The organism is Shewanella sp. BF02_Schw (genome assembly GCF_014596695.2).
Lineage (GTDB): Bacteria > Pseudomonadota > Gammaproteobacteria > Enterobacterales > Shewanellaceae > Shewanella.
The window spans coordinates 190,311-216,369 of record NZ_JABKAW020000004.1; the positions used below are offsets into that span (position 1 = coordinate 190,311).

Sequence of the window (26,059 nt, forward strand, 5' to 3'; positions counted from 1 at the left end):
TCCTAAACACGTTGAGATTCAATAAAGCTAGCTAAGCTAGCAACACTGAAAAAGTGTGCTTTAGTCGCATCAGAGTTGGCTTCAATTTTGACATCAAACTCTTTCTTAATTGCTAAGCCTAATTCAAGTGCGTCGATCGAGTCTAAGCCCAGACCTTCGCCAAATAAGGCCGCATCGGTTTCTATATCATCGACAGTGACATCTTCTAGATCTAAGCAATCAATGATCAGTTGTTTTATTTGATTGTGTAAGTTCATTTTTTGTCTTTCTTATAAGTATGGCTATCAATGTGACTTGATAGGCTGTTTAAGTGTATCAAGGTAAAATTGCTGTAAGTCGCGCGTCAGCTGTCGAGCCATTTTGGCTTCATTACCTTGTTTAGCATCATACAGCAGGTATGACATGCTTGTGCCAATTTCTACTGACATATTGATGGTTTGCCGTGGAATTTGGTACCAAGATTGTTGCTTAGTTAAGCCTGCAACATCAGTACGTAACACTACGGGTAAAATATCGGTTTTAGTGCGCAAGGCAATATTGGCGGCGCCACGCGCAAAGGAGTTAACAATATTACCGGTTAATGTTCGGGTACCCTCGGGGAAAATAATCAGATTAGTATCGGTGCGCAGCACTTGTTGGCAGTCATGTAATAGCCAATCGGCGCCACGATTAGGGATGTAACCAGCGCTGGCGAGCACGCCGCGAATAAACGGATTACGCCATAAGCTTTGTTTTACAATACAGCCCGCATTCGGCATAAGACTAATCAATACCACCACGTCCACTAATGTCGGATGATTAGCGATGACCACTTTCCCTTTTGTTTGCTGTAGTGCCTCAATATTTTTGGTGCTCACAGCTATCACTCCAGCAAAACTGAGCATGGCAACAAATGCTTTAAACATCCAGCTGACGGCTTTTTGGGACCGAGCTACGCGCACTGTTTTCTCGCCCGGCCAAAATCGTAATAGCGGTAAAATAGTTAATGAACTCAACAAGCCGCCTAAACCAAAAGCAATATAACAACACACACCACCAATCCAGCGAGGTATATAACGTAAACCGCTGAGTTTTGGGGCTGAGGCTTTTTTTTGCTCAATAGTGTCAGCAGCTTGTGCTGTATGTTGTTGATTAGTCATGATGTTCGAGTGACCAATACCAATGGCACAATTTACCTTGGATATTTTTTTTGTTGGCAATATGGTGGATCAATTCGCTCAAGCTGATGTTGTTTTGGTTGTGATTGTCGAGCGGATGATCAGATACGCTAAGGGTTATTCGCTGAGCTGATGCAGGTTGTAAAACGATGTCTGCAAGCTGTTTTTTAGCTTGTTGGGCACAGCTATTGAATGGCGCGAGGTACAAACCTAAGGCCAGGGGCAGCTCGATTTCGTGAGTAAACTCACTGTATACCGGTGGAACCGGATCATCACCAAAAACAACTAATACTGGTTGTGGCGATTGCGCTAATTGCGCGTAGGCTTCAATGAGTGCTTGAGTGAGAGTTTGTTCTCCAGCGGCAATCGATGTAGACGAAGCGGTATTGTTATTAACAATACCAAAAATTCCACTGGCAGTATTGTGCACGGATTGGCTAAAAGCCATTGGCGATAACGCCTGTTTTTGAGTGATATCTTTGAGCAAGCCCAAGGTGCGCGTGAGCTCTCCATGGCGAGATGAAAAAATACTGCGGCAATTATTCTGTGGTTGGCATTGGTATGCCGCCGTAAGCATCATTTTGGTTAAGCGACTAAAGCGACGACGTTGCATAGCAGGAATATGCTTCAATGCTGGCGAGTCAGACTTAGGTGACGGGTTGCTGTTAGGCTGCTGCCATTGTAGCCAACTCTCAGGTGTCTGAAAGTCCGGCGACCATGCGCCCCATGATAGAAGCTCAAATTCTAAATGCACTACATTCCCTCTATAACGGCTTGGCTATCCTTTTCTAAGTGTTAACAATAATTATGTAATAATGAATATTCGTTAACCTTGCTAATTGTACACCTAAGTTAATGTAGATAAGAAGCTGTGTGGACGAAAAAGCCTAATAGCTGATTGTTAATTCAACAAAGTGACCATTAAATAAAAAAGCGCGACGGTAACCGTCGCGCTGATAACAGATAGCTTACTAAAATAGCTTTACCGCTTGATGTAAAAGCCTATTTGTTCGCAAAGCTTTGTTGCAATTTTTTGACAGCTTCTTTAATTTTTCGCGTGTTGTCTGGCCCCATACGGATCAACAATTTTTGAGCATTAGGTAATGCTTCAAGGTTTGGATCGACATATTTATAGTTAACACTGATTGACGATAACTCAATAGGGTCTTCAATAATGGGCGCGCTAGCAATCATGCTAAAAGCCTGTTGCATACGCTTATCAAAATCAATATCACTGTAACCGAGTTCAGTAAAGGCTTCGGCAAATAGTGGTTTTAACTCAGTGTAAGTAGTCACTAAGTCTTTTTCACTCAAGCCTGCTATAAAATTAGCATACAAATCATAGCGATGATAACCGTCTGGATTAAGATATGTTTTGTTGGTTATTTCACTCACGGTAAATTGCGTGTCAGGGCCTTTTAACGGGCTAGCTTTACGCACAATATCGCCTTGGGCTAGGTTATCAACAAACACCACAAATTGGCGGGCAATATCTTTTTTCAAGATCATCGGCGCTATTTTCATACCGTTGGCTATAGCTAATGTTTTTGCTTCAACAAAATCATCAGACTCAGCTAATGCAGGAAGTGGTTCTGCAACTACAGCTTCCGAAGATGTTTCAGAGTCTCCTGTGGGTACTACATCATCTGTGGTGGTAATGTTTTGCGGTTCTTCAATAGACGTTTGTTCTATTGGTGTCTCTGGAACTGACTCTGGCAGCTCAACTGGAGTGATAACAACCGGTTCAAATTCTTCAGTGTCATCACTGGTAAAATAGAAATAACTGCTCGCGCCTAACAGGGCGATTACCGCGATAGCGATTAATAGCATGTTAGACCCTGGTTTCTCAGCGGCTTGTGGGGTAATTCGGTCTTCTTCATTAACTTGCATTTCAATTCCTTGGGGTTATTGCTAATCGATATAAATATCTTGGTGGAGTCGAAAAATACTGCATAATATCAATCACATCAGTTATCTTAACCGTTCAGAGCGTCTCAAGCTTTTCAATTCAAGGCGTATTAATATAGGAATGGTTGTTCCCTTTTAAGTTAATGCAACGCAGTACTTGAATGCTTGAAACGCTTCCGAAGGACGGGTTTCTAATTACTTAACTCTGCGTTGCAGCCTTTCAACGTAAAATGGCTATGCTTTCAAACCTTCGCCTGATTACAGCCATTTGAATTCCCGCTGCACGACCAGATAACGAATACGATTAGTATACCATTCTGCAATATTCAGCAGACTTGTCTAGTGATAACTGATGATAATGAACAATATATTAAGATCTATTTAAGCTTGGACATATTGCTGTCTATCACCTATCCAGCGTTGAATGATAGCATCTACGTTTTGAGGCACTTGCTGGTAAACGTGTGATGCCAATTTTTGGGTTGGGGCAATTAAATGTTGATCACGTATTAGATCAGCTATTTTAAGATCTGCCAAACCGGTTTGTTTGGTGCCAAGCACTTCACCTGGCCCTCGAATTTCTAAGTCTTTTTGAGCAATTACAAAGCCATCATTACTGCTGCGCAGCACACCTAAACGTTTAGTGGCGGTTTGTGACAGTGGCGCTTTATAAAGTAATACACAATGGCTAGCAATAGCACCTCGGCCTACTCGGCCTCTTAACTGGTGCAACTGTGCTAGGCCTAATCGTTCAGGGTTTTCGATAATCATTAAACTGGCATTGGCTACATCTACACCGACTTCTATGACGGTAGTCGCGACTAATAAGTTCAACTCACCCGCTTTAAATTGCGCCATAATCGCCTGCTTTTCAGCACTTTTCATTCGGCCATGGATTAAGCCAATTTTGAGCTCAGGTAGTGCAATGGTGAGTTCAGCTGCGGTGTCTTCTGCGGCTTGGCATTCAAGCACCTCAGATTCTTCAATTAACGTACATACCCAATAAGCTTGGCGATTATCGTGTAATGCAGCTTGTTTGACTCGCTCAATCACTTGCTCACGACGGCTATCGGCAATCGCAACCGTTGTCACAGGGGTGCGTCCTGGAGGAAGCTCGTCAATTACTGAGGTGTCTAAATCTGCATAAGCTGTCATGGCTAAAGTTCGTGGGATCGGAGTGGCTGTCATGATTAGCTGGTGTGGATGAAAACCTTGGCTGACGCCTTTTTCTCGTAATCCTAAGCGTTGATGAACCCCAAAACGATGTTGTTCGTCAATAATGATCAATGCCAGCTTGTTAAACACCACCGCTTGTTGAAATATCGCATGAGTACCGATGACCATTTGTGCCGCACCAGAGGCAATATCTTCAAGGGATTGTGTTCTGGCTTTACCTTTGAGTTTACCCGCCAGCCAGCCGATTTTTAGCCCAAGTGGTTCAAACCAAGTTGCAAAATTAGCTGCGTGCTGTTCAGCCAATAATTCAGTAGGGGCCATCATGGCTACTTGGTAACCGTTTTCAATTGCTTGTAATGCCGCCAGTGCCGCCACCAAGGTTTTACCTGAACCTACGTCACCTTGAACTAAACGCATCATGGGGGTTGGGTGCTGAAGATCTTGGTTGATTTCGGCGACAACTCTTTGTTGTGCTCCCGTTGGCTTAAAGGGTAGTTGCGCTAAAAAAGGGCTTAACAATTGCCCGGTAGCAGGCATTGGCACTGCGGCATCTTGATTACTGCGCTGGCGTAGTTGCAACATGCTCAAATTATGAGCCAGCAGTTCTTCTTGGATTAATCTTTGCTGTGCAGGATGTTGACCTTGCTCTAATTCAAAAGGAGACACCGAGCTATGGGGACGGTGCAAAATATGCAGTGCATCACGCAGGCTAATATTGTTTGGTTGTAATCCACTGGGAAGTAATTCGGGTAATCCACCCTGGTCTAACATCGCTAAGGCTTGCTCTGTCAATTTTATCCAACTGGCTTGTTTTAGCCCTTCAGTTGTCGGGTAAATAGGCGTCAGCGTGTCGCTTAATGTGACCGATTCACCAGGATGAATAATTTGATATTCTGGGTGAACAATTTCTTTATGATGATTGCCGCGGCGTATTTCACCGTAAGCCCGAATGCTGGCACCATTTTCCATGGCGTTACGTTGCGCCATCGAGAAATTAAAAAACCGTAGGCTCATCATTCCGCTGTGATCACGGACATTACACACTAACATGCGCCGCCGACCTTGCATGATTTGAGTCGACTGAATTTCTGCTTCGATGGTGCCATAACTGCCAGGAGGTAATGCGGCAATAGGATGGATTTGCGTACGGTCTTCATAACGCAGCGGTAAATGAAACAGTACATCTTGTACTGTTTTAATACCTAACTTAGCCAGTTTTTCCGCAACCTTTTTAGCAACGCCTTTAAGGTCGGTGATCGGAACAAGATCCAGTCGTAGCAAATTGTGCTCACCTAAATTGATTATCAAAGATGTAAAAACCATAGTGATTTCAAGCTATCAATCTCGAATCACTGTAATTATATACAGATGTTTAAGGTATCTTAGCAGACTTTGAATACAAGGCAATATTAAGCCGTTAATTACAACCAACCCTTTTGCTTGGCGATTCTGGCGGCATCAATTCGGTTATTGGCATTGAGTTTGCTGATGGCTTCCGATAAATAGTTTCGTACTGTGCCTTCTGCAATAAACAACTGACTGGCAATATCGCTGGTTGATAAGCCTTCGCTTGCCAGGCGCAATGCACGTCTTTCTTTGTCGTTGAGAGGGTCTATTTCACCAATAGCGGTAAAAGCTAATTCTGGATCAATAACCCGTTTACCCGCCATCACTTGTTTAATCGCATTAATTAAGTCATCAGACGGAGCGTCTTTTAATAAAAAACCACCGACACCGTATTCTAATGCGCGTTTGATATAACCTGCTCGGCCAAAGGTGGTCAAAATAATCACTTTGGTCTGGCTGCGCTGTTGTTGTAACCATTGGCTCAGCTCTAAACCTGATTTTCCAGGCATTTCAATGTCGGTGAGTAACAGGTCAAATGAATCTGTTTTAAGTTGTTGCATCGCTTTATCGCCGTCTTCGACTTCGACAATCTCTATTTCATTTAAGCTATCACACGCTAATGTGAGCAACGCGGCGAGGGCGCCTCTTACCATCGCTTGATCTTCGGCTAATAGAATTTTCATCTAACGGGCTCACTTAGTGGCAATTGGATACTCACTTTATAATGGGGAATTAATTGATAGTCGATTGTGCCATGTAGCAAGCTTACTCGCTCTTGAATGCCTGTTAATCCGTTGCCTTTGGTGATGATTTTAACCGGCACATTCTCGATAAAGTTGAGTTTGAGCCAGTCTTGGCTTGTTTCAATACACAAGGTGCAATGTGTCGCTTGGCTGTGTTTTATGGTGTTATTAATCAACTCAGTTAGTAGCAAGCTGATTTGCGATTCCATGAGTTCACTGAGTTTAGGGAATGTGCCTTCTATGCTGACAGCAATAGCGTTATCTCTTAACGTGTTGGCTAAGGTGTTTAACGTTTGGGTTAACCCTTGATGTTTATAACCCGATACCGTGTGGCGAATTTGGCTTAAACAGTCTCGAGTTATCACGCTAACTTGATGAATTTGCAGCTGCGCTTGGTCGATTTTACCTGAGGTAATGAGCTTGTCTGCCAGTTCTGCTTTTAAGGCGATGGCGGCTAAGTGATGTCCCATAACATCATGTAAATCGCGGCCAATACGTTCGCGCTCTAATGCGGTGGCTAAATTGGCGACTTCATCTTTTGATTGTTGTTGCTGGCGTTTTATTCGTTGGCGATTTTGTTCAATCACACCAAAAACTCCGACACCTAAGCAAATTCCCATACCATAAAAAGTAAAAAAGTAGCCTGAGTAACCCATGCTGATATCGATGACTAAAAGCAAAATACTCAGTCCGATAAAACTCAATATAGCAGTGCGAAGTGAGTAGAAAAAACCAACAAAGAAGCAGCAAAAACTGAATAGTGATATTGCACCACTGCTGACGAATGACGACGCTATTGCTGTGAAAAACATTAACCCAATGGGTTTGAGGGCTTGCTCTTTGCTACTGTTATAAGCCCAGAAATAACCAATAATAAAGGGCACTAATAATACGATCGCAATCGTAATCTTTAACCATTGACCGTCCATGAAATACAAGGGAATAAAGTAAAAACCTAAGTTTATGAGGTAAACCCAAGCGGTTTTTTGCTCGTAACTTTTTTCATTATTAGATGATAAACATGATGTCATTGTGCCTCCTAGCGCAGTTAATCATAGAGTAACTGCGCGCTAACTAAAACCTATGCGAGTAATAATTAACTGGTCGATTACTGCTTTACTGTTTGTTGGTTTAACAGATATGTTGCCCAACCATACTGAGGGTCAACCTCAGTGGCGGTTTGCCAATCTTGTAAAGCACCTTTTAAGTCGCCTTGTTCCTGTTTCGCTAGTCCGCGCCAAGTATAGGCTTCAGCATGTCCCCAACAGATTTCGTTACAAGGCTGCTCAAATTGACTAATTGCTTGGGTTGCTAATGTTTGTGACTTATCGAGGCCGCCACCAAATACGCTTGGGGTATAAAATGCATTAATTGCTCGCACTAGGCTGACTCGCGGATTGTTAGGTTCGAGATCGTTTGCTTGTTGCAATAATTGCGCTGTTTTCATTCCTAATACAGCACCTTTGCTATTATCAAACGAGATTTGCATTCCGTATACCGCAGCAAGTAGAGCTTGTTGGTCTGCAGATGGATCTTGGACTAAAAGGGATTCTAATGTGTGCTGGGCATTGTTTAATGAATCTGTAGCGAGTTGACGTTGGCCGATGATGTTGGCTGTAATGGCTATGCGATAATCAGCATAGGCTTTTTCATAATCAATAGCTTGTTCACTGTATTGACTCAGTTCAGTGATATTCATGGTGTTAGCTGCAGCATCAATATCGCTAATGTTAGCAAAGCTAGTGTGGCTGACTAAGGTTAAGCTGGTGATCAGTAGTAAAGTTTTCATGGCTATCTCCATTTACGTTTTCCCCAATCAATATGTTGTTGGGATAGGTGTAGTATGGCGATAGACGGAGGATATTCTTAGACACAAAGGTCATCAATTGAAGATGACAAATGTCATTTATTTTCAGCAGCACATCTTAAATGTGAGTGCAGTTTCAGAACTTGTTAATAAAAGACCGAATCAATATTCGGCCTTAGTATGAGTAATATTGTCGTTAACTTAAACCACTTGCATCACCAAGTAACTGGTGTAGCCAAGGTAACCAGCTAACAGAACACTACCTTCACGACGACCAATACGTAAGCCACTCCAAGCAAACGGTAATACCATGAAGGCGAAGATCAACATGGCGATAAAATCGATTTCGTTAAATCCGGCCGCGGAAACTGGGTGGATTAATGCTGTTGCGCCTAAAATACCGAGTACGTTGAAAATATTTGATCCAACAACATTACCGATGGCAATGTCACTTTGACCTTTAAGAGCTGCCATCACCGAGGTGACAAGCTCTGGCATACTGGTACCAATAGCCACAATGGTTAAGCCGATGATGACTTCGCTAATGCCAAACTGTTTGGCTAAATCGACGGCACCATCAACAAATAATATGCCACCACCAACTAACATCGCGATACCAACAATGATTAATGCGATAGATAAGCCAGGGTGTTGCGGGCTGGCATCAACATCCAGATCTTCTGGGTTATTTTTGGCACTAACATAACTAAAAACTAAATAGCCAACAAGCGCGCTGAATAAAATGGCACCGTCGATAAAGCTCACTTCACCATCAAGCAGCAAAAACCACATTAATACTGAAGCGGCAATCATGATAGGGATGTCGCGCTTCACCATTTGAGATTGCACTGTAATAGGGCGAATAAGAGCGGTGATAGCTAGAATTAAACCAATGTTGACAATGTTGGAGCCGACGACATTACCTAATGCTATACCTGGATTACCTGCTAATGCTGATTTAACACTAACGGCTAATTCAGGGGCGCTGGTACCAAATGCCACAATGGTTAAGCCAATAATAAGTGGGGCAATGCCCAAACGCAGCGCTACGGCACTGGCTCCGCGCACAAGTGCTTCAGCGCCAATGGTTAAAATAATAAAACCGCCGATAATGGATAACGCAATGAACATTCGAGTTTCTGCCTAATAAATGGTGTACAACGATAGTGTTAACGCTGCATAGTTAATGGCGGGTATATTGACAGAATATGTCAAAAAAATACACGCATATTGCGTGTATTTTTTGAAGATAGATAATCGTTAGCTGATTATTACAACTCGTCTTCCCAACGTACTTTGGCGCCGCGAACACCGTCTACTTTGGCGGTAAACGCTTTTTCAAGTACGTGACGTTTAATTTTTAACGTCGGGGTTAACACGTCATTCTCAATGGTCCACTCATCATTAACAACGATAATGGCATCAACATGTTCGTGTGACTCTAAATGTGGATTAACACCATCGAGAGTCTCTTTTAACGATGTTCTTACTTCTTCGCGAGGCTGAAGTTTTGAACCTTCTGAAAGCTGCACTAACGCGACCGGATGTGGTAAACCTGAACCGATAACACAAATTAAATCTACATGAGTGTCCTGAGCTAATTTACGTTCAATCGGCACTGGAGCAACATACTTACCTTTTGAGGTTTTGAAATTGTCTTTAACGCGGCCGGTAATGTCGATGTAACCGTCTGCGTCAATTTCGCACAAATCGCCAGTGTGGAAAAAGCCATCTTCAGTAAATGCTGCGGCGGTGGCTTCTTCTTGTAAGTAATAGCCGTTCATCAAGCCTGGGCTTTTAACTAATAACTCACCTTCTTCAGTTTGACGTACTAAGCAGCCTTCAACTGGCCGGCCAACAGTGCCGATCTTCTTGGCGTTGAATGGGAAGTTAATTATCGAGTAAGCACAGTTTTCGGTCATTCCCCACGCTTCACAAATATCGATGCCAATGCTGTAATACCATTGAATCAATGATGGTGGGATGGGTGCTGAGCCTGAGCCGTTCAAGCGAGATTGGTCGAGTCCCAAACCTTTCTTAATTTTACGCTTAACAATACTGCTAATGATGGGCAGTTTGAGTAAGGTTTTGAGTTTTTTCTCACCAATCTTGTTGATGATATTTAATTGGAATACTGTCCATAAACGCGGTACCGAGAAAAACACCGTTGGGCGACAGCGTTGAATGTCATCAACAAATGAGTCGAGGCTTTCTACAAAAGAAACCGTTGCCCCTGAATAAAATGACGAGCCTTCAATGGCCACACGTTCGGTAATGTGTGCTAGCGGTAAGTACGATAATAGTCGGTCAGTAGTATTGGTTTGTAAATCACGAATCACCGCTTCGCACGCCCAGCCATAACTGGTAAAGCTTTGAATCGCGCCTTTGGGTTTGCCGGTTGAACCTGAGGTGTAAATCAGGGTCATGACTTGATCTGCAGTTGGGAACGGCTCGTCAACGAGCGGCTGACCCAGCTTTAACAAGTGATCCCAATGATATTGTGCTGGCATGGTGTCATATGGCATGGCTAAACGGAGAATTTCACCGCCAACAGCAGCTTCTTGTTCAGCCCAATGATCGAGTTTACCGGTAAAAATGGCTTTAGCGCCGCTATGTTCAAGTACATAGCGAATAGTTTCGGCATTAGCGGTTGGATAAACAGGCACACTAATGTAACCACCGTACATTAATGCTAAATCGACAATAAACCACTCGGCACAGTTTTTCGACAATACAGCAATTTTATCGCCACGTTCTAAACCTAAATGACGCAGTGAGCCTGCAATTTGTTGCATCTTTTGCTGAACTTCACGCCATGTGAAATCAACATATTTACCGTCAATCGGCTGGCGAAGGTAAACTTTGTCACCTTGCGTATCTACCCAATGAGACAACATCTCAACAGGAGTTTTAATTAAATTTTCCATCGACGCTTCCATGTTCTTTATTGTTATTGTGGGTCTCTATAAATTTAGTATGGCCATTTTTGTGCGCTGGCGCAAACAATTGCACATTATGTGTGCAAGATAACACTATAAACACGTTAGCAGAATCTACTGAATAAACAATAGATATTGAGCAAATACTCTACTAAGTAAAACGGATAGACGATTCGTTGCAGAAATTGAATTCACTAACTGATTGATGCCACATTTCATCAGAATGAGCACTTCTGTTTAAAGTATTAAATGCTTGTAGCGATGATTTTGTATCTATTTAACCTATTTTTTGCGGCGATACCAGTACTGATAAAGCCCAGTAAAAGCCAATGTCATTAGTATTAAGCTGACAATACACCAAATGCTCCGCGTGAATTATCCACCGGAAAAACCGAAATAAAGTTTATCAACGCTGTCTAAAATCCCGTAAGAGTAACCGCTGAACAAATGGCTTGTTTCGCTAAAGATAATCCTGCAAGTGCTGAGATAATCTCTTGCCGCTAGACGTCTTTTAATTGCGTATCGGTTATAACTGAAACCGATTGAGAAAATCTCTGAGATGGCTAAATCTTAACGTGATTCGCCGCTAGCTGATTGAGCGATATAGTTAGCAATGTCACTGCCTTTTACTTCAATTGTTTCGATATTTTCTTTTTTAGTATTTTCATCAGGCACTGTCTCGGCGGCAATGGCCTGTTGAGTTAAACTGATAGTACATAACACGGTTAAGGTGATTTTTCTGATTTCAAGGTGTTATCATTTGTACTGCGATGAACGAATCCATTTTCTGGGTGTTAGCAAAGTCAGTTTTTGTAGCTAAGCTATTCAATCGCTAGGAATTAATTGCTAGGAGATGCCGTCGCTGAGTGTTTGGCAGTTGAAGACTTCTTGATGGTCGTGTAGCTATTCACTGATGATGATTTTGGGTCGAAGATAATCTTCTTTTTATTGGTATTAATGTGGTCAGCTAATAATAAATAAGGCGCTATTAGCGCCTTATTTATTATCCAGTTAAATTAATTTATACAATTAAATCATACTGTTCACGTAGCACTTTAATAATGTCCGCTTTTGGGTTGGCTGGTAATGGAATACTTGAACCAGTGACTTTTTCTGCAACACCAATATAAGTGCGCGATACATTCATCATCGCGTCTAATGGTAAGTCGTTGTCACGAGCAAGTGCTTCACGCTCTGGCATTCTGTCTTTGTTTAGCAAAATGTCGGCATCGTCAAAATGATTCAGTAAGAACTGGCGGAAGCCTTCTTTTGAGTTTTCAACAATCTTGCCCTCACGATAAGCAGCACCGTCCCAAATACGTGATGAATCTGGTGTGCCGACTTCATCCATGTAAATCAGTTTTGATTGACCATTTTTGTCATTGACGTAGCCAAACTCAAATTTAGTATCGACAAACACTTGATCAAGCTTTGCTAGCGCATCTGAAATTACTTTAAAGCCTTGCTTTAACAAGGTTTCATACAAGTCGATATCTTGTGGTTTTTCAAATCCAAAGGCTTGGTAGTTAGCTTCAATATCGCTACGGCTAATGTTAACGTCATCTTGCGCAGGCACGCCCGGGATGCCGGTTAAGATACCTTTGGTTGACGGGGTGATCAGTAACTCTGGCAGTTTTTGATCTTTGCTTAACCCTTCTGGCAAGGTGATACCACAAAATACCCGTTCGCCTTTTGAATAAGCACGCCACATTGAGCCGGTAATGTATTGGCGACAAATCGCTTCGACTTTAATTGGGCGAGCTTTTTGCACTATCCATACAAAAGGGTGCGGAATATCTAGAATGTGGCTGTCAGCTAAACTATTTTCGGCGAATAAACCAAACCAATGATTTGAAATCGCATTCAGTGCAGCGCCTTTACCTGGAATACCCTGCAAGTTACCATCGCCATGAAAAATACAATCGAACGCCGAGATCCTGTCGCTGATCACCATAATTGCTAGCGGAGTATCTTCAGGTACATCGTAACCTTTGTCGCGGATTAAGCGGCGACTGTCTGTGTCGGTTAACCAGTAAACACTGCGTACTTTGCCACTGTGGACAGGCTTGTCGGTACGGATAGGTAAATCATTGTTCACGGCAAGAACGGAATCGGCAAGATTCATGCGAGTGTTCCTTAGTTAGTAGGGTACATAGGTTTTTATGGCGGCTATTTTACCTGCATTCAAAGCGTTTGCACGATAAAAGGAGGGGTTGAAATAGGCTTTTTTGTTATGCGAACAATCAAGGGTAAGGTTAACCTTTCTTGATAAAGACTTTATTGGGTTATTCAGGCAGAATTAACGCCTTAATGATGTGATGGATAAACCAACGTGAACAGTGAACAAGAAAGCGCGAATGCCCGTTTAGGACTGATATTTGTTTCTATAGCAGTCTTTTTCTGGGGTATTTTGCCTATAGCATTAAAGCTATCAGGTGGATTCATTACACCAGTTACTCTGACCTGGTTTCGGTTTGTCATGGCGTTAGTCGTGACCTTGTTAATTCAATGGCGCTTAGGTGCATTACGTCAATTTGTCGGTTTACCTTCATTAGTATGGTTGAAATTGGTGCTCGCTGGCGTGCTGTTGATGTGCAATTACGTGTCGTTTGTTTATTCGTTGGGATATCTAGCTCCAGGCACTGCACAGCTTAACTTCCAAACCGCGCCTTTTTTCTTGGCATTTGGTGGGGTGTTGTTTTTCAAAGAGCGTTTTAATGCATTTCAGTTAAGTTGTTTTGCCACGCTTGGACTGGGCATGCTGATGTTTTTCCATCCGCAGCTCGATTTAAATCAAGCGAGCGATCATCAAGTGTTGGTTGGGATTATGATTGTGCAGTTTTCGGTGATGTCGTGGACCAGCTATGCTTTGTTACAAAAGTCGGTGAGCCAACGACTGTCACCCAGTAATGTACTGTTATTTATTTACGCATTAGGCATTGTGCTTATGGCGCCATTTAGTGACTTTAGTCAGTTTGAAGCTATGACGCTCGATCAATGGTGGATAGTACTTTTTTGCGGCGCCAATACTTTGATTGCGTATGGCTGTTTTGGTCAAGTTTTACATTATTGGCCAACCGCGCAAGTGAGTGCGATGTTATCGTTAACGCCGGTATTGAGTTTTAGTGCCACCGAATTAGTGGTCAGTTTAGGCTGGTGGAGCGGGGTATTTACCAGTGCGAACATCGATGCATTGTCATTGATGGGGATTGTGCTGATTGTGTGTGCGGTATTTGTGGTGCAAATTGTGCCTATGTATCAAAAGCGTAAGCAGGCAAAAGCGTTCAGGACTGTATTGTAAATAGTCGCTAGGCATTAACTATGTTGCGCAAGGTAATAGAGCGTTAAGCCAAATGCGCTAAATAGTGTGCCGCCAATTATCATCATCCACAATAAGGTTTTATCTTGTTTAGCTGATTTTGTAGCGTCAAGGAATGGCGAGCCAAATATTTGTGCAACGACGAGTAAAAAATCCATTTAGATTACCTATCGGGTTAATTCATTCGAGAATGATAATATTACCTACATTCTTGCAGTAACCAAATTAATTAGTGTTAATTGGTTTTATCATTTTTAGCTTATAAAGAATTGGTTTAACCAAACGCGGAAAACAAAAATGGAGCCCTTAGGCTCCATTTTTTGTGTCATTCAACTGAATGATTAACCGTTGTCACGTGGCTTACGTGGACGACGCTCTGCACTTGCAGGGCGGTCACTAGCCGGACGATCACCCGCTGGGCGGTCAGTACGTGGACGGTCACTGCGAGCACGATCACTACGTGGGCGACGTGGAGCGCCTGCGCCGCGAGTCGTGTCAGCAAACACTTCATCACCCGCTTCACGAATGTTTAAAGGACGACCACACACACGCACTTTTCTTAGGTGCGAAAGGATGTCTTTAGGCATTCCGTCTGGTAAATCAACGGTTGTGACTTGATCAAACAATTGGATTTGACCAATGAAACGGCTATCGATGTTTGCTTCGTTAGCGATAGCGCCAACGATATTACCTACACCAACACCATTTTCACGACCTACATCGATAACATAACGATTCATTTTAACGTCTGGGTTATCTTTTAAGCCTTCTGCATCACCAAAGCTATTTGGTGCTGGACGGCTACTACGCTCGCCACGGTCACTGCGTTCACGGCGTGGACGGTCGCTGCTACTATTGCGATCACCACGGTCACTACCACGATCACTACGTTCGTCACGTGAATCACGTTGACGTTCGGTAATCGTTGGTAACTGTAGTGGACGCTCTTGCTGTACTTGTTGTAACAATGCAGCAGCCAGTAAATCGGTATCAACTTCAAGCTGTTGACATAATTCAGCTACAGCGTTTTTCATGAAATCTAAGTCACCGTTAATGGTTTCTTGGATTTGCTCGCCTAAACGAGATAAACGACGCTCTGCAACTGATTCAGGGCTAGGCACTTTCATTGGCGAAATACGGCTGTTTGTAGCGCGTTCGATAGTGCGTAACATGCGCATTTCACGATTGGTTACAAATAGGATTGCCATACCAGTACGACCAGCACGACCTGTACGACCGATGCGGTGAACATAGGCTTCTGAATCATAAGGAATATCGTAGTTTACTACGTGTCCAATACGTTCAACGTCTAGACCACGTGCCGCAACGTCAGTCGCGATTAAAATGTCTAACTTGCCGCGCTTAAGCTGCTCAACAGCACGCTCACGTGCTTGTTGATTCATGTCACCATGTAATGGAGATGAAGCATAACCACGGGCTTCTAATTTTTCTGCTAATTCAACACAGCTGTTACGGGTACGAACGAAGATGATAATACCTTCAGTATTTTCAACTTCTAAAACACGTACTAACGCTTCTAGTTTATTGTGTTGTGATACTTGCACATAACGTTGGTCGATAGACTCAACAGTTGTCTGGCTAGACGCTATGCTGATGTTCACTGGGTTTGTTAAGTGCTTAGCTGCAACGCGCTTAATTTGCTCAGGCATAGTGGCAGAGAATAATGCAAGTTGGCTGTCAGTAGGCTTGTGCTCTAATACCCATTCGATATCATCGATGAAGCCCATTTTTAGCATTTCATCGGCTTCGTCTAATACTAAGGCTTTTAGATTATCTAGCTTTAATGTGCCACGACGCATGTGATCCATTACACGACCAGGAGTACCAACAATCACTTGTGGTCCACGCTTAAGGGCGTTTAATTGTTGTTGCATGCTTTGACCACCGTAAATCGGTAGTACGTGGAAGCCTTTCATGAATTTGGCATAACTACCAAATGCTTCGGCAACTTGAACCGCTAATTCGCGGGTTGGTGCTAACACTAAAATCTGTGGAGCATTGATTTTCATGTCGATTTTGTTTAGTAAAGGCAGGGCAAACGCGCCTGTTTTACCGGTACCGGTTTGTGCTTGACCGATAATATCTTTACCAGCCATAAGCGGGTCGATACTAGCAGCTTGAATAGGAGTTGGGTTTTCATAACCTAACTCGTCAAGCGAACGCAACAAAGACTCAGACAGGCCGAGTTCGCGGAAAGTTCTTTCAGATGACATTGAGTTGTAGCCTTGTGGATGCGCACGAAGTTCGGAAGCTCGTGCTAAAGTTTCACAGACAGAAAATCAACCCCGTGTCGATTTCCCGCGCCGATAAGGGGGCGTATTATAGCAGCAACAATGCTAGTTGACCACGTAAAAACTGAAAATAAACATTAAATTGCCTATTCTAGTTTAAGATTGGCCTGATTCTTGATTTTTAAGATTTGTTAATTGGTTGAAAAATGAACATTTGTTGGCGTGAATTAGGCTGTTTATGGGGCCTTGGTCAGCTTATCGATGCTGAGCATTTGATATACTGTTTCAGCAACCGCCACAATAAAGTCGATGTCTAACGTGGCTATTGTGTCGTCGGCCGTATGATATTGCGCATGGGGTGGCACGCCAAAATACACCCAGGAGTAGCCGGCTTTATGAAATGGGTAATGGTCTGACGCTCTGAGCCAATCACTTTTTTTCATCCGGCCACTTAGTAAATTTGTGTGATGAGTGCGAATACATAATTGGGTCTGTTGCATCAACAATGGTTTGATTGACTCAAAATTTGACAGATTTTTTTGCCCTTCCATGTAGATTGCTCTGCGCCGATCTGGATGACCTATCATGTCCAAGTTTACACTTAGCTCAATGTCCATCTGTGGGTATTGCTGCAATAACGTCACTAATTCATAGCTGCCATATAAGCCTGGTTCTTCAGCGTCGGTTGCCACAATCATCAAATTAACATCATCTAACGGCGGATTTTCCTGCCATTGGGCTGCAATTGCCATCATTCCGGCAATGCCTGAGGCATTATCATCAGCACCTGGATACATTTTATTGGCCGTTTGACCTAAGTGATCATAATGAGCGGTAATCACTCGCCATCGGTTTGAGCTATTTCTTGCCGCAATAGTGGCAATAATATTGACCCCAGAGACGGTCGAAAATTGATGTTGAAAACTAAACGGGACGGCAAAATTTGACTGCCAGGGTTGTAAGCCCATCTCTGTAAATCGTGTGATTAAATACGCTTGAGTGAGGCGGGCGCCTTCAGAGTCAGTCTTGCGGCCTTGAAATTCAGTGGAACTCAGTGTGGTGATATCTTCAGTAATTTGGCTATGGGCGCTAGACCAAGAGGTGATAATAGCTGACGAGCATTGTTGAGGTGTTTGGCTGCAGGCATTGAGTAAGCAGCACAATAACATCATAGCCAATACCTTGAGGTGAATTTGAGTCGTAAACATAATGTGCTCTCCTCTTATTCACCTAAGGTTTGGTATTTTATCTCAGCGTGTTATTTGGCTTTTTTAGCCTTTACACGTTTATTGTGAAGCGCCAACATCGGCTTTAAGAATCTCGCGGTATGAGACTCTGGGTGCTCTGCTACTTCTTCTGGGCTGCCTGCAGCTAAAATCATGCCGCCGCCAGCACCACCTTCAGGGCCTAAATCGATAATCCAGTCTGCGGTTTTAATCACATCTAAATTATGCTCAATCACCACGACAGTGTTGCCATGAGACTTTAAGCGATGCAGTACTTCTAACAATAGTTGAATATCGGCAAAGTGAAGCCCTGTAGTGGGTTCATCTAAAATGTATAAGGTTTTACCTGTATCGCGTTTAGACAGCTCTTTGGCCAGTTTAACGCGCTGAGCTTCACCGCCAGATAAGGTTGTCGCGCTTTGCCCTAAGCGAATGTACGACAAGCCGACATCCATTAAGGTTTGCAATTTACGTGAAATAGATGGAATCGCATCAAAATAGCCACGAGCGTCTTCAACCGTCATTTGCAGCACTTCGTGAATGTTTTTGCCTTTGTATTTTACTTCTAAGGTTTCGCGGTTATAACGCTTACCTTTACACGAATCACAAGGCACATAAACATCAGGTAAAAAGTGCATTTCCACTTTAATTAACCCATCACCTTGGCAGGCTTCACAACGACCGCCCTTGACGTTAAACGAGAAGCGACCCACTTGATAACCACGGGTGCGCGATTCTTGTGTGCCAGCAAACAGTTCACGTATTGGGGTGAAAATACCCGTATAGGTGGCAGGGTTCGAGCGTGGCGTGCGGCCAATAGGACTTTGATCAATATCGACGACTTTGTCGCAATGATCCATGCCTTCAATACTTCTGTAAGGTGCAGGTTCATCTACGGTAGCGCCATTGAGCATCCTATGGGCAATTTTAAAGAAAGTGTCGTTAATCAGTGTCGATTTACCTGAACCCGATACGCCAGTAACACAGGTAAACAATCCAACTGGAATGGTTAAATCAACATCTCTTAGGTTATTACCCGATGCGCCAAATAACTCAATCACCTTTTTCGGATCGATAGGGGTGCGCTGGTCACTAATGTGTATTTGCTTTTTACCGGAAATATATTGGCCCGTAACCGACGCTTCACAGTTAAGAATATCTTCTAGCGTACCGTCACAAATGACTTCACCGCCATGTACGCCGGCACCTGGGCCAATATCGATAATGTGATCTGCTAAGCGAATCGCATCTTCATCGTGTTCAACCACAATCACGGTATTGCCTAAATCACGCAGATGGATCAGGGTTTGTAATAAACGTTCGTTATCGCGTTGATGCAAACCAATTGAAGGCTCATCAAGCACGTACATCACGCCCACTAAACCCGCTCCAATTTGGCTGGCTAGGCGAATACGTTGCGCCTCGCCACCCGATAAGGTTTCAGCTGAGCGCGACAAGCTTAAATAGTTAAGCCCCACATTGACCAAGAAGCCAAGGCGTTGACTGATCTCTTTTAAGATTTTCTCGGCAATTTGCGCGCGTTGTCCTTCAAACACGACGGTGTCGAAGTATTGTTTAGCTTCGCCAATCGACCAAATGGTCAGTTGCGGTAGGTTTAACTCACCAATAAATACGTTACGGGCTTCTTCACGTAAGCGCGAACCACCACAGCTGTTACACGGCTGCATATTAATAAATTTAGACAGCTCATCGCGCACCGAGTTACTTTCGGTTTCACGGTAACGGCGATCCATATTATTTAAAATGCCTTCAAACGGATGGTTACGGATCACAACATCGCCGCGGTCATTAATGTACTTAAAGGCAATGTTTTGTTTGCCAGAACCATATAAGACAATCTTTTTAACTTTGTCACTTAGTTCGGCATATGGCTTCTCAACATCAAACTTATAATGTTCGGCTAGAGAGCTGAGCATTTGGAAATAGTAAAAGTTGCGTCGGTCCCAGCCTCTAATCGCGCCGCCAGCTAACGATAGTTCATCATTAGCAATGACTCGTTCAGGGTCAAAAAACTGCTGCACACCTAAACCATCACAAGTTTGACAAGCACCGGCCGGATTGTTAAACGAGAAAATACGCGGCTCAAGTTCGGCCATCGAATAGCCACAATGCGGACACGCGAAATTAGCTGAAAATATCAGTTCTTCGGCTTTGCTATCATCCATACTGGCAATTTTTGCAATGCCACCAGATAATTCTAAAGCGGTTTCAAACGACTCAGCCAAGCGCTGTTTCATGTCTTCGCGTACTTTGAAGCGATCGACAACCACTTCAATGGTATGTTTGATGTGTAAATCTAATGTTGGAGGATCGGTTAAGTCACATACTTCACCGTCAATACGGGCGCGGATGTAGCCTTGTGCCGATAAGCTTTCCAGCAACTTAACGTGCTCACCTTTACGGTCGTTAACCACTGGCGCAAGCAGCATTTGACGGCTATCTGCCGGCATCGCCAACACTTTATCCACCATTTGACTCACTGTTTGCGCTGACAACGGCTGATTATGCGTTGGGCAGCGAGGTTCGCCCACACGGGCAAACAACAAGCGTAAATAGTCATAGATTTCGGTAATGGTACCGACGGTCGATCGCGGATTGTGCGAGGTTGATTTTTGTTCAATTGAAATGGCAGGGCTAAGGCCTTCAATATGATCTACATCGGGTTTTTCCATTAAGCTCAAGAATTGACGCGCATACGCCGACAGCGATTCGACATAACGACGTTGGCCTTCTGCATACAAAGTATCGAAGGCTAATGATGATTTTCCTGAACCGGATAACCCAGTTATCACAATAAGTTTGTCACGGGGAATGGTTAGATTGATGTTCTTAAGATTGTGGGTTCGGGCACCGCGTATTTCAATTTTATCCATCTATATCACTCTATGACTTATGTAAAACAAAACAGCGATCAGTATCGCATAGTTTGTTGGGGGACTTCATATCAATTTTGACTATGTTGGTTTCATGGTACGCATAAAACTCAGCTAAAGTTTAACATGCGCAGATAAAACACCTTATATCAAAAACTGTGATTTCCTTTTGAGCTAATTTCTGGCGCTGTGATAATATGCGCACCTTATAATATTGTTGAATTACTTATCGAAGGGCAACAGCATGGCCAGTAATGGACTGTCGGGTATGGAGAAAAAGGTCGCATTTTCGTTAGCCAGTGTGTTTGGTTTACGAATGATGGGATTGTTTATGATTATGCCTGTCTTCGCGCTGTATGGTCAGCACCTTGAAGGCTTTTCACCGCTATGGGTGGGTATTGCCATTGGTGCTTACGGATTAACCCAGGCTTTTTTACAGATCCCAATGGGCATTTTGTCCGACAAATACGGACGTAAGCCGATTATTCTAGGTGGCTTGGTATTGTTTGCCATTGGTAGTTTAATTGCCGCATCATCGGATCACATTTACGGGGTAGTGTTTGGTCGCGCAGTCCAAGGTATGGGCGCAATAGCTGCCGCCGTGTTAGCGCTTGCCGCCGATTTAACCCGAGACGAGCAGCGCACTAAAGTCATGGCGATTATCGGCATGTGTATTGGCTTTTCATTTGCCTTGTCATTATTGGTCGGGCCTATTGTGGCGCAATACATGGGCTTAACGGGGTTGTTTTTATTAACCGCAGTTCTGGCAGTATTGGGCATGTTAATTGTGCAGTTTTTTGTTCCCAATCCTATTAGCCAAGCGCCTAAAGGCGATACGGTCGCCACTCCGACAAAATTAAAGCGTATGTTGTTAGACCCGCAGTTATTTCGCCTAGATGCAGGTATTTTTATTCTGCACTTAGTGCTAACCGCGGTGTTTGTTGCATTGCCGCTCGATTTGGTGGATGCCGGTTTAGTCAAAGAAAAGCATTGGATGCTGTACTTCCCCGCTTTTGTTGGTGCATTTTTCTTAATGGTGCCGTTAATTATCATTGGGGTGAAACGCAACAACACCAAAACCATGTTCCAGTTGTCGTTAATGATCATGATGGTGTCACTTGCCGCGATGGGGCTGTATGCCGATAACCTTTGGGTGTTAAGTGGCGCTGTAGTGCTATTTTTCACCGGCTTTAATTACCTTGAAGCATCATTGCCAAGTTTGATTGCTAAGTTTTGTCCTGTCGGCGATAAAGGTTCGGCTATGGGCGTGTATTCAACTAGTCAATTTTTAGGCGCTTTTTGTGGCGGCATGTTAGGCGGCGGAGCTTATCAGCTCGTCGGCGCATCGGGAGTGTTTTTTGTTGCGCTAGGGCTAATGTGTGTGTGGTTATTTTTGACCCTCGGTATGCAAAAGCCTGTATTATTGAAAAGCTATACTCTTGAAGCTACAGTAAAAGATAGAAGCGATGCACAAGATATGGCCAGTAAATTGTCACAGTTAATCGGTGTTGTAGAGGCCATTGTGGTGCTCGAAGAGAAAGTGGCTTATTTAAAGGTCGATGATAAATTCAATTTAAGCGAAGCGCGAGCTGTGTTAGGCTCTGTGAATTAGATCGTGTAGATCATTCAGCTTAGTATTCAGTTAAAGTAAACAGATAAAAATCTCAGGAGATTTCGATGGCTAGTCGTGGTGTGAATAAAGTGATTTTGGTCGGTAACTTAGGTAAAGATCCTGAGGTTCGTTACATGCCAAACGGCAATGCTGTTGCCAACTTTACTATAGCGACAAGTGAGTCGTGGAAAGACCAACAAGGTCAAATGCAAGAACGTACCGAGTGGCACAACATTGTTATGTATCGTCGTCTTGCGGAAATTGCTGGCGAGTACTTAAAGAAAGGCTCTAAAGTTTATTTAGAAGGCAAATTGCAAACCAGTAAGTGGCAAGATCAGACTACCGGTCAAGACCGTTATAAGACTGAAATCAACGCTATGGAAATGCAAATGTTAGACAGCCGCAACTCAGGTGATAATGCCGGTGGTGGTCAGTATCAAGGGCAAGGTCAAAGCTCTGGGCAAAACGCCGGACAAAATATGGGACAACAACAGTCTCGTCCCGCATCAGCACCTCAAGCTCGTCAGCCACAAGCGCAATACAATCAAACTGCGCCTGCTGCAGGTAATGAAGCTTACCAAGCTCAGCCTAATGCTGGCCAGCAAGGTGGTGGTTACCAGCAACAATCTGCGCCAGCGCAACAAGCTGCACCTGCTTATGCACCAAAGCCAGCCGCTGCACCTCAGGGTAATTTCCAACCACAAAATGCTCCTGCACAGCGTCCAGCACCACAGCCACAACAAAACTTCACTCCAGATTTAGATGAAGGCTGGGATGACGATATTCCGTTCTAATCTTCACTAGAGATTACATAATCCAATGTGTTGATTAAAACTTTTAAGGCCTGCTTTTGCAGGCCTTTTTGTTTTCTACGTTAGAGAAGCAACGAGACTGACTCTGCCAGCAGTATCTTTATGGTGTAAATATCACTGTGGCAGTTTTAGGATATAAAATGTTTTATTCGATTAAAGCAGAGTATTCATCAAGTGACTTATGACCTCTTGCCGTCAGAAAGCTCAACAACGCTTTGGGGCTACGGTTCAGTAAGCGTTCAATTGGAAATTCCACTGTTTCAATGACCTCAATGGCTTTTTCAAACTCGCCTAAGCTAAAAGCAACATGCGAGTCAGAACCCATAACGAGCAGTCCACCTGCTGCTTTTACTGCATTAGCTATTTCAATACAGTTACATGTACTGCCTTTTCTCGACGTCAAAAAAGAGGAGTTATTTATCTCTAGCGCCACGTTATGTTTGGCAGCGGCAGCGGCGACGCGCTTAATATCGATTGGATAAGCAGGGTTGCCTGGGTGAGTAATAATGTCGACATTACCACTTTCAATACAGTTGATGAGTGCTGTAGTGTGAGCCTCTCTAGTCGATGGTGGGAAAACGGGTTCATGGAACCCTGCCAACACAATATCGAGCTCTTTTAAATAATCACCAAAAAAATCAATCTCGCCATGTTCATTTTTGATATTCGCTTCAATGCCGCGCAGCACGCCAACACCGTCAACAATTCTAGGTAACACTCTCATATTTACAAAGTGCCAAAAATGGGGCGCATCAGCCATATCTGGGCCATGATCGGTAATGGCGAATAACTTGATACCTTTGGCTTTCGCAACACAAAGGTAATCATGGAAGGTACTATAAGCGTGAGTTGACGCTATAGTATGCGCGTGAATATCAACAAGGAATTTCATGGCGAGTCTCGTTCTCTGAATCAAAAACAGTAGGCATCAAGTCTACGCTGTTAACTGGGCTTTCTCTATGATCACTTTTGTTGATTACTTGAAGCAGGTATTGAGGCATATTGTCGAAGATGCCTTGGCGTTATACATGGCTGTATTCCGGCATTTGTAGTGAGCCAATCGGCCGCACATGATATTAACGATGTTGTAAGGTATTTGATATGAAATAGGCCGAATGTTGTCACTTTGCCTTATATATTCCACTTCTTAACCCGAGTTGAGGCTGAATAATGAGAGATGAGTTAAGAGCGAAAATTATTGCCGTGTGTGATAAAAAAATTGCGGCGAAAGGCGATAACGTCGGTTTGTCATTTTATGCATTTTTTGCCAACAAAAATGATAATCCTCAATTGCTGATGGAAGCGGCAACATGGTGGATTCAAACACACCAATTGGATCATTTTGTGAAGGCCCACAAAATTAAACAAATGATTCATAATGGCTTGTAATAGTCTGAATAAATTATGTGCGGCGGAGCAATACTGACCAATATTCAATAAGTAACCGATATATAGATTAAGTCATGCCTTAATGATTAAGCTTAATCGCTTAACGGGTTTTTAGATGACACAAGTCGTTTTTGAACGATCAATCAAAATTGTACTAATAGTTTTGACCGTTTTAATGTTATATTTTCACTCTTGAGTGACATTAACGATATTAAATGTCGTGCTTAATACCGATATAGTTAGCAGATATTTTTTGAAAAAAGCCGGAGGAATGAGTGGGAATAATTGGTCGACTGTTAGTTATTGGCGCCACTTTACTATTTTTTAGTGGCTGCGCTAGCACCTCAACAGCGGGTGATCCATTCGAAGCGGTTAATCGAAAAAGCTGGGACTTTAATTACCAGGTCATGGACAAATATGCTTTAAAACCAGCAGCTGAAGGCTATGAAACCATCCCTCAGCCGATCCGACAAGGTGTGACAAATCTGCTATCAAATCTAAGTGAACCTCTTTATGCAGTAAATAACCTCTTACAATGGAAAGTGACCGACAGCGGTAGCAGTGTTTTACGTTTTGTCGTCAACACCACAATCGGCCTTGTGGGTCTTTTTGATCCTGCTACCGATATGGGATTAGTGAAAAAAGAAGAAACATTTGCGCAAACCTTTGGTGTTTGGGGTATTGGCAATGGGCCTTTCATTATGTGGCCTGTTTATGGCGCCAGTACTGCACGTAATACCGTCGGCGATTTTGTTGATGTTTTTGTGTATCCCTTATCTATTCTGTCGTTTGAACAAAGGGCCGGAAAGTTTGTGTTGGAAGGTTTAGACAGTCGGATTGATTTTAAGCAATATGAACCCATATTAGACGGATCGTTAGATCCTTATGGCTATGTTAAAGATGTCTATTTGCAGCGAGATGCTCACTTGGTCAATGACGGTAAAGTGGATGAGACTGAATCTGACGAATTTGATCTAGAGTTTGATGACGAACTATTAGATGATGAGCTATTAAATGACGCACCTGCAGACGACAAATCAGACGATCACACTGATTACAAGGTAACGGACTAGCCAATGTCAAACATCAAAACGTTTTCATCTTGTACGAGTGAATTAAAAAATATTCGCGAATTTGTGGTAGATGCATGCCGCGATTTTCCTTTTAGCGAAGGTAAAGTCAATGAAATCGTATTGGCCGTTGATGAGGCTTGTGCCAATGTTATTCGTCATGGTTATCACATGTCGAAAAAGGGCTGTATAGAAATCGTGGTCAGCAGTGATGATGAGCATGCGCTATTTGTGATTAAAGATGTGTGTTCGCAGATTACTGACAAGCAATTAATACCGGCAGAAAACAATTTATGTAAACCAGGTGGGTTAGGCCTTTGTCTTATTCATTATGTGGCTGAAAAAGTAAGACTTATCCCACATAAAGGCAAAGGTAACTGGCTAGAACTGACGGTTAAATTTGAGTGA

Annotated in this window: 23 protein-coding genes; 6 read left to right on the forward strand and 17 right to left on the reverse strand. The window is 43.2% G+C overall.

The window, feature by feature from the left end; all coding sequences use genetic code 11:
* Nucleotides 1-2: 2 nt before the first annotated feature.
* The 12 genes from HNW13_RS16140 to HNW13_RS16195 form a co-directional block, all read right to left on the reverse strand.
* Nucleotides 3-257, reverse strand: coding sequence for a phosphopantetheine-binding protein (locus tag HNW13_RS16140; protein ID WP_101084965.1), 255 nt, complete (start codon nucleotides 255-257; stop codon nucleotides 3-5).
* 27 nt (nucleotides 258-284) lie between these two features.
* Entirely contained in the window at nucleotides 285-1,139 is an 855-nt protein-coding gene (locus HNW13_RS16145) for a 1-acyl-sn-glycerol-3-phosphate acyltransferase (protein ID WP_192114051.1), read from the reverse strand.
* Nucleotides 1,132-1,911, reverse strand: a complete 780-nt coding sequence (locus HNW13_RS16150) for a beta-ketoacyl synthase chain length factor (protein WP_192114052.1) — start codon at nucleotides 1,909-1,911, stop codon at nucleotides 1,132-1,134. The genes HNW13_RS16145 and HNW13_RS16150 overlap by 8 nt, the downstream gene beginning before the upstream one ends.
* Nucleotides 1,912-2,159: 248 nt before the next feature.
* A complete protein-coding gene (locus HNW13_RS16155; protein ID WP_192114053.1) occupies nucleotides 2,160-3,047 on the reverse strand; it encodes a DUF3014 domain-containing protein in 888 nt (295 codons plus the stop codon).
* Between the two features lie 399 nt (nucleotides 3,048-3,446).
* Nucleotides 3,447-5,522 (reverse strand): ATP-dependent DNA helicase RecG, encoded by a 2,076-nt coding sequence (gene recG / locus HNW13_RS16160; protein ID WP_192114054.1) that lies wholly within the window; start codon nucleotides 5,520-5,522, stop codon nucleotides 3,447-3,449.
* Nucleotides 5,523-5,662: 140 nt separating this feature from the next.
* Nucleotides 5,663-6,271, reverse strand: a complete 609-nt coding sequence (locus HNW13_RS16165; RefSeq protein ID WP_192114055.1) for a response regulator transcription factor — start codon at nucleotides 6,269-6,271, stop codon at nucleotides 5,663-5,665.
* Nucleotides 6,268-7,362: a histidine kinase gene (locus tag HNW13_RS16170; protein WP_192114056.1), complete on the reverse strand. Its 1,095-nt coding sequence runs from the start codon at nucleotides 7,360-7,362 to the stop codon at nucleotides 6,268-6,270. The genes HNW13_RS16165 and HNW13_RS16170 overlap by 4 nt, the downstream gene beginning before the upstream one ends.
* A gap of 77 nt (nucleotides 7,363-7,439) precedes the next feature.
* Nucleotides 7,440-8,120 (reverse strand): tetratricopeptide repeat protein, encoded by a 681-nt coding sequence (locus tag HNW13_RS16175; protein WP_192114057.1) that lies wholly within the window; start codon nucleotides 8,118-8,120, stop codon nucleotides 7,440-7,442.
* A gap of 219 nt (nucleotides 8,121-8,339) precedes the next feature.
* Complete coding sequence (locus tag HNW13_RS16180) at nucleotides 8,340-9,269, reverse strand: calcium/sodium antiporter (protein ID WP_101084972.1); 930 nt, start codon at nucleotides 9,267-9,269, stop codon at nucleotides 8,340-8,342.
* Between the two features lie 140 nt (nucleotides 9,270-9,409).
* The gene (locus tag HNW13_RS16185; protein ID WP_101084973.1) at nucleotides 9,410-11,065 is read right to left on the reverse strand and encodes an AMP-binding protein; all 1,656 of its coding nucleotides are present in this window, start codon (nucleotides 11,063-11,065) and stop codon (nucleotides 9,410-9,412) included.
* A 582-nt stretch (nucleotides 11,066-11,647) separates the two neighbouring features.
* Nucleotides 11,648-11,800: a hypothetical protein gene (locus HNW13_RS16190; RefSeq protein WP_157822756.1), complete on the reverse strand. Its 153-nt coding sequence runs from the start codon at nucleotides 11,798-11,800 to the stop codon at nucleotides 11,648-11,650.
* Nucleotides 11,801-12,098: 298 nt separating this feature from the next.
* Nucleotides 12,099-13,202: a phosphoribosylaminoimidazolesuccinocarboxamide synthase gene (locus HNW13_RS16195; RefSeq protein WP_192114058.1), complete on the reverse strand. Its 1,104-nt coding sequence runs from the start codon at nucleotides 13,200-13,202 to the stop codon at nucleotides 12,099-12,101.
* 207 nt (nucleotides 13,203-13,409) lie between these two features.
* Between HNW13_RS16195 and HNW13_RS16200 the strand changes: the two genes are divergently transcribed.
* A complete protein-coding gene (locus tag HNW13_RS16200) occupies nucleotides 13,410-14,378 on the forward strand; it encodes a DMT family transporter (protein ID WP_192114059.1) in 969 nt (322 codons plus the stop codon).
* Between the two features lie 14 nt (nucleotides 14,379-14,392).
* On the opposite strand, the gene HNW13_RS16205 is transcribed toward HNW13_RS16200, so the two are convergent.
* From HNW13_RS16205 to uvrA, 4 genes are all read right to left on the reverse strand, one after another.
* A complete protein-coding gene (locus HNW13_RS16205; protein ID WP_162024045.1) occupies nucleotides 14,393-14,554 on the reverse strand; it encodes a hypothetical protein in 162 nt (53 codons plus the stop codon).
* A gap of 183 nt (nucleotides 14,555-14,737) precedes the next feature.
* On the reverse strand, nucleotides 14,738-16,630 hold the full coding sequence (locus HNW13_RS16210; RefSeq protein ID WP_101084976.1) for a DEAD/DEAH box helicase: 1,893 nt from the start codon (nucleotides 16,628-16,630) through the stop codon (nucleotides 14,738-14,740).
* A gap of 254 nt (nucleotides 16,631-16,884) precedes the next feature.
* Nucleotides 16,885-17,856 carry a M20/M25/M40 family metallo-hydrolase gene (locus HNW13_RS16215; RefSeq protein ID WP_192114060.1) on the reverse strand — a complete coding sequence of 324 codons (972 nt, stop codon included), beginning with the start codon at nucleotides 17,854-17,856 and terminating at the stop codon, nucleotides 16,885-16,887.
* Nucleotides 17,857-17,906: 50 nt separating this feature from the next.
* Entirely contained in the window at nucleotides 17,907-20,768 is a 2,862-nt protein-coding gene (uvrA, locus tag HNW13_RS16220) for an excinuclease ABC subunit UvrA (protein WP_192114061.1), read from the reverse strand.
* Between the two features lie 244 nt (nucleotides 20,769-21,012).
* Here uvrA and HNW13_RS16225 point away from each other — a divergent pair, with 244 nt between their 5' ends.
* Both HNW13_RS16225 and HNW13_RS16230 read left to right on the forward strand, forming a co-directional pair.
* Nucleotides 21,013-22,380 carry an MFS transporter gene (locus HNW13_RS16225; RefSeq protein ID WP_101084979.1) on the forward strand — a complete coding sequence of 456 codons (1,368 nt, stop codon included), beginning with the start codon at nucleotides 21,013-21,015 and terminating at the stop codon, nucleotides 22,378-22,380.
* A 65-nt stretch (nucleotides 22,381-22,445) separates the two neighbouring features.
* Nucleotides 22,446-23,174, forward strand: a complete 729-nt coding sequence (locus HNW13_RS16230) for a single-stranded DNA-binding protein (protein ID WP_192114062.1) — start codon at nucleotides 22,446-22,448, stop codon at nucleotides 23,172-23,174.
* Nucleotides 23,175-23,337: 163 nt separating this feature from the next.
* Here the strand turns inward: HNW13_RS16230 and HNW13_RS16235 are convergent, their stop codons facing one another.
* Nucleotides 23,338-24,084: a phosphatase gene (locus HNW13_RS16235; RefSeq protein WP_192114063.1), complete on the reverse strand. Its 747-nt coding sequence runs from the start codon at nucleotides 24,082-24,084 to the stop codon at nucleotides 23,338-23,340.
* 278 nt (nucleotides 24,085-24,362) lie between these two features.
* Here HNW13_RS16235 and HNW13_RS16240 point away from each other — a divergent pair, with 278 nt between their 5' ends.
* The 3 genes from HNW13_RS16240 (at nucleotide 24,363) to HNW13_RS16250 (ending at nucleotide 26,059) form a co-directional block, all read left to right on the forward strand.
* A complete protein-coding gene (locus tag HNW13_RS16240) occupies nucleotides 24,363-24,581 on the forward strand; it encodes a DUF6500 family protein (RefSeq protein WP_162024040.1) in 219 nt (72 codons plus the stop codon).
* Between the two features lie 275 nt (nucleotides 24,582-24,856).
* Nucleotides 24,857-25,654 carry a VacJ family lipoprotein gene (locus HNW13_RS16245; RefSeq protein ID WP_192114064.1) on the forward strand — a complete coding sequence of 266 codons (798 nt, stop codon included), beginning with the start codon at nucleotides 24,857-24,859 and terminating at the stop codon, nucleotides 25,652-25,654.
* A gap of 3 nt (nucleotides 25,655-25,657) precedes the next feature.
* On the forward strand, nucleotides 25,658-26,059 hold the full coding sequence (locus HNW13_RS16250) for an ATP-binding protein (RefSeq protein WP_101084984.1): 402 nt from the start codon (nucleotides 25,658-25,660) through the stop codon (nucleotides 26,057-26,059).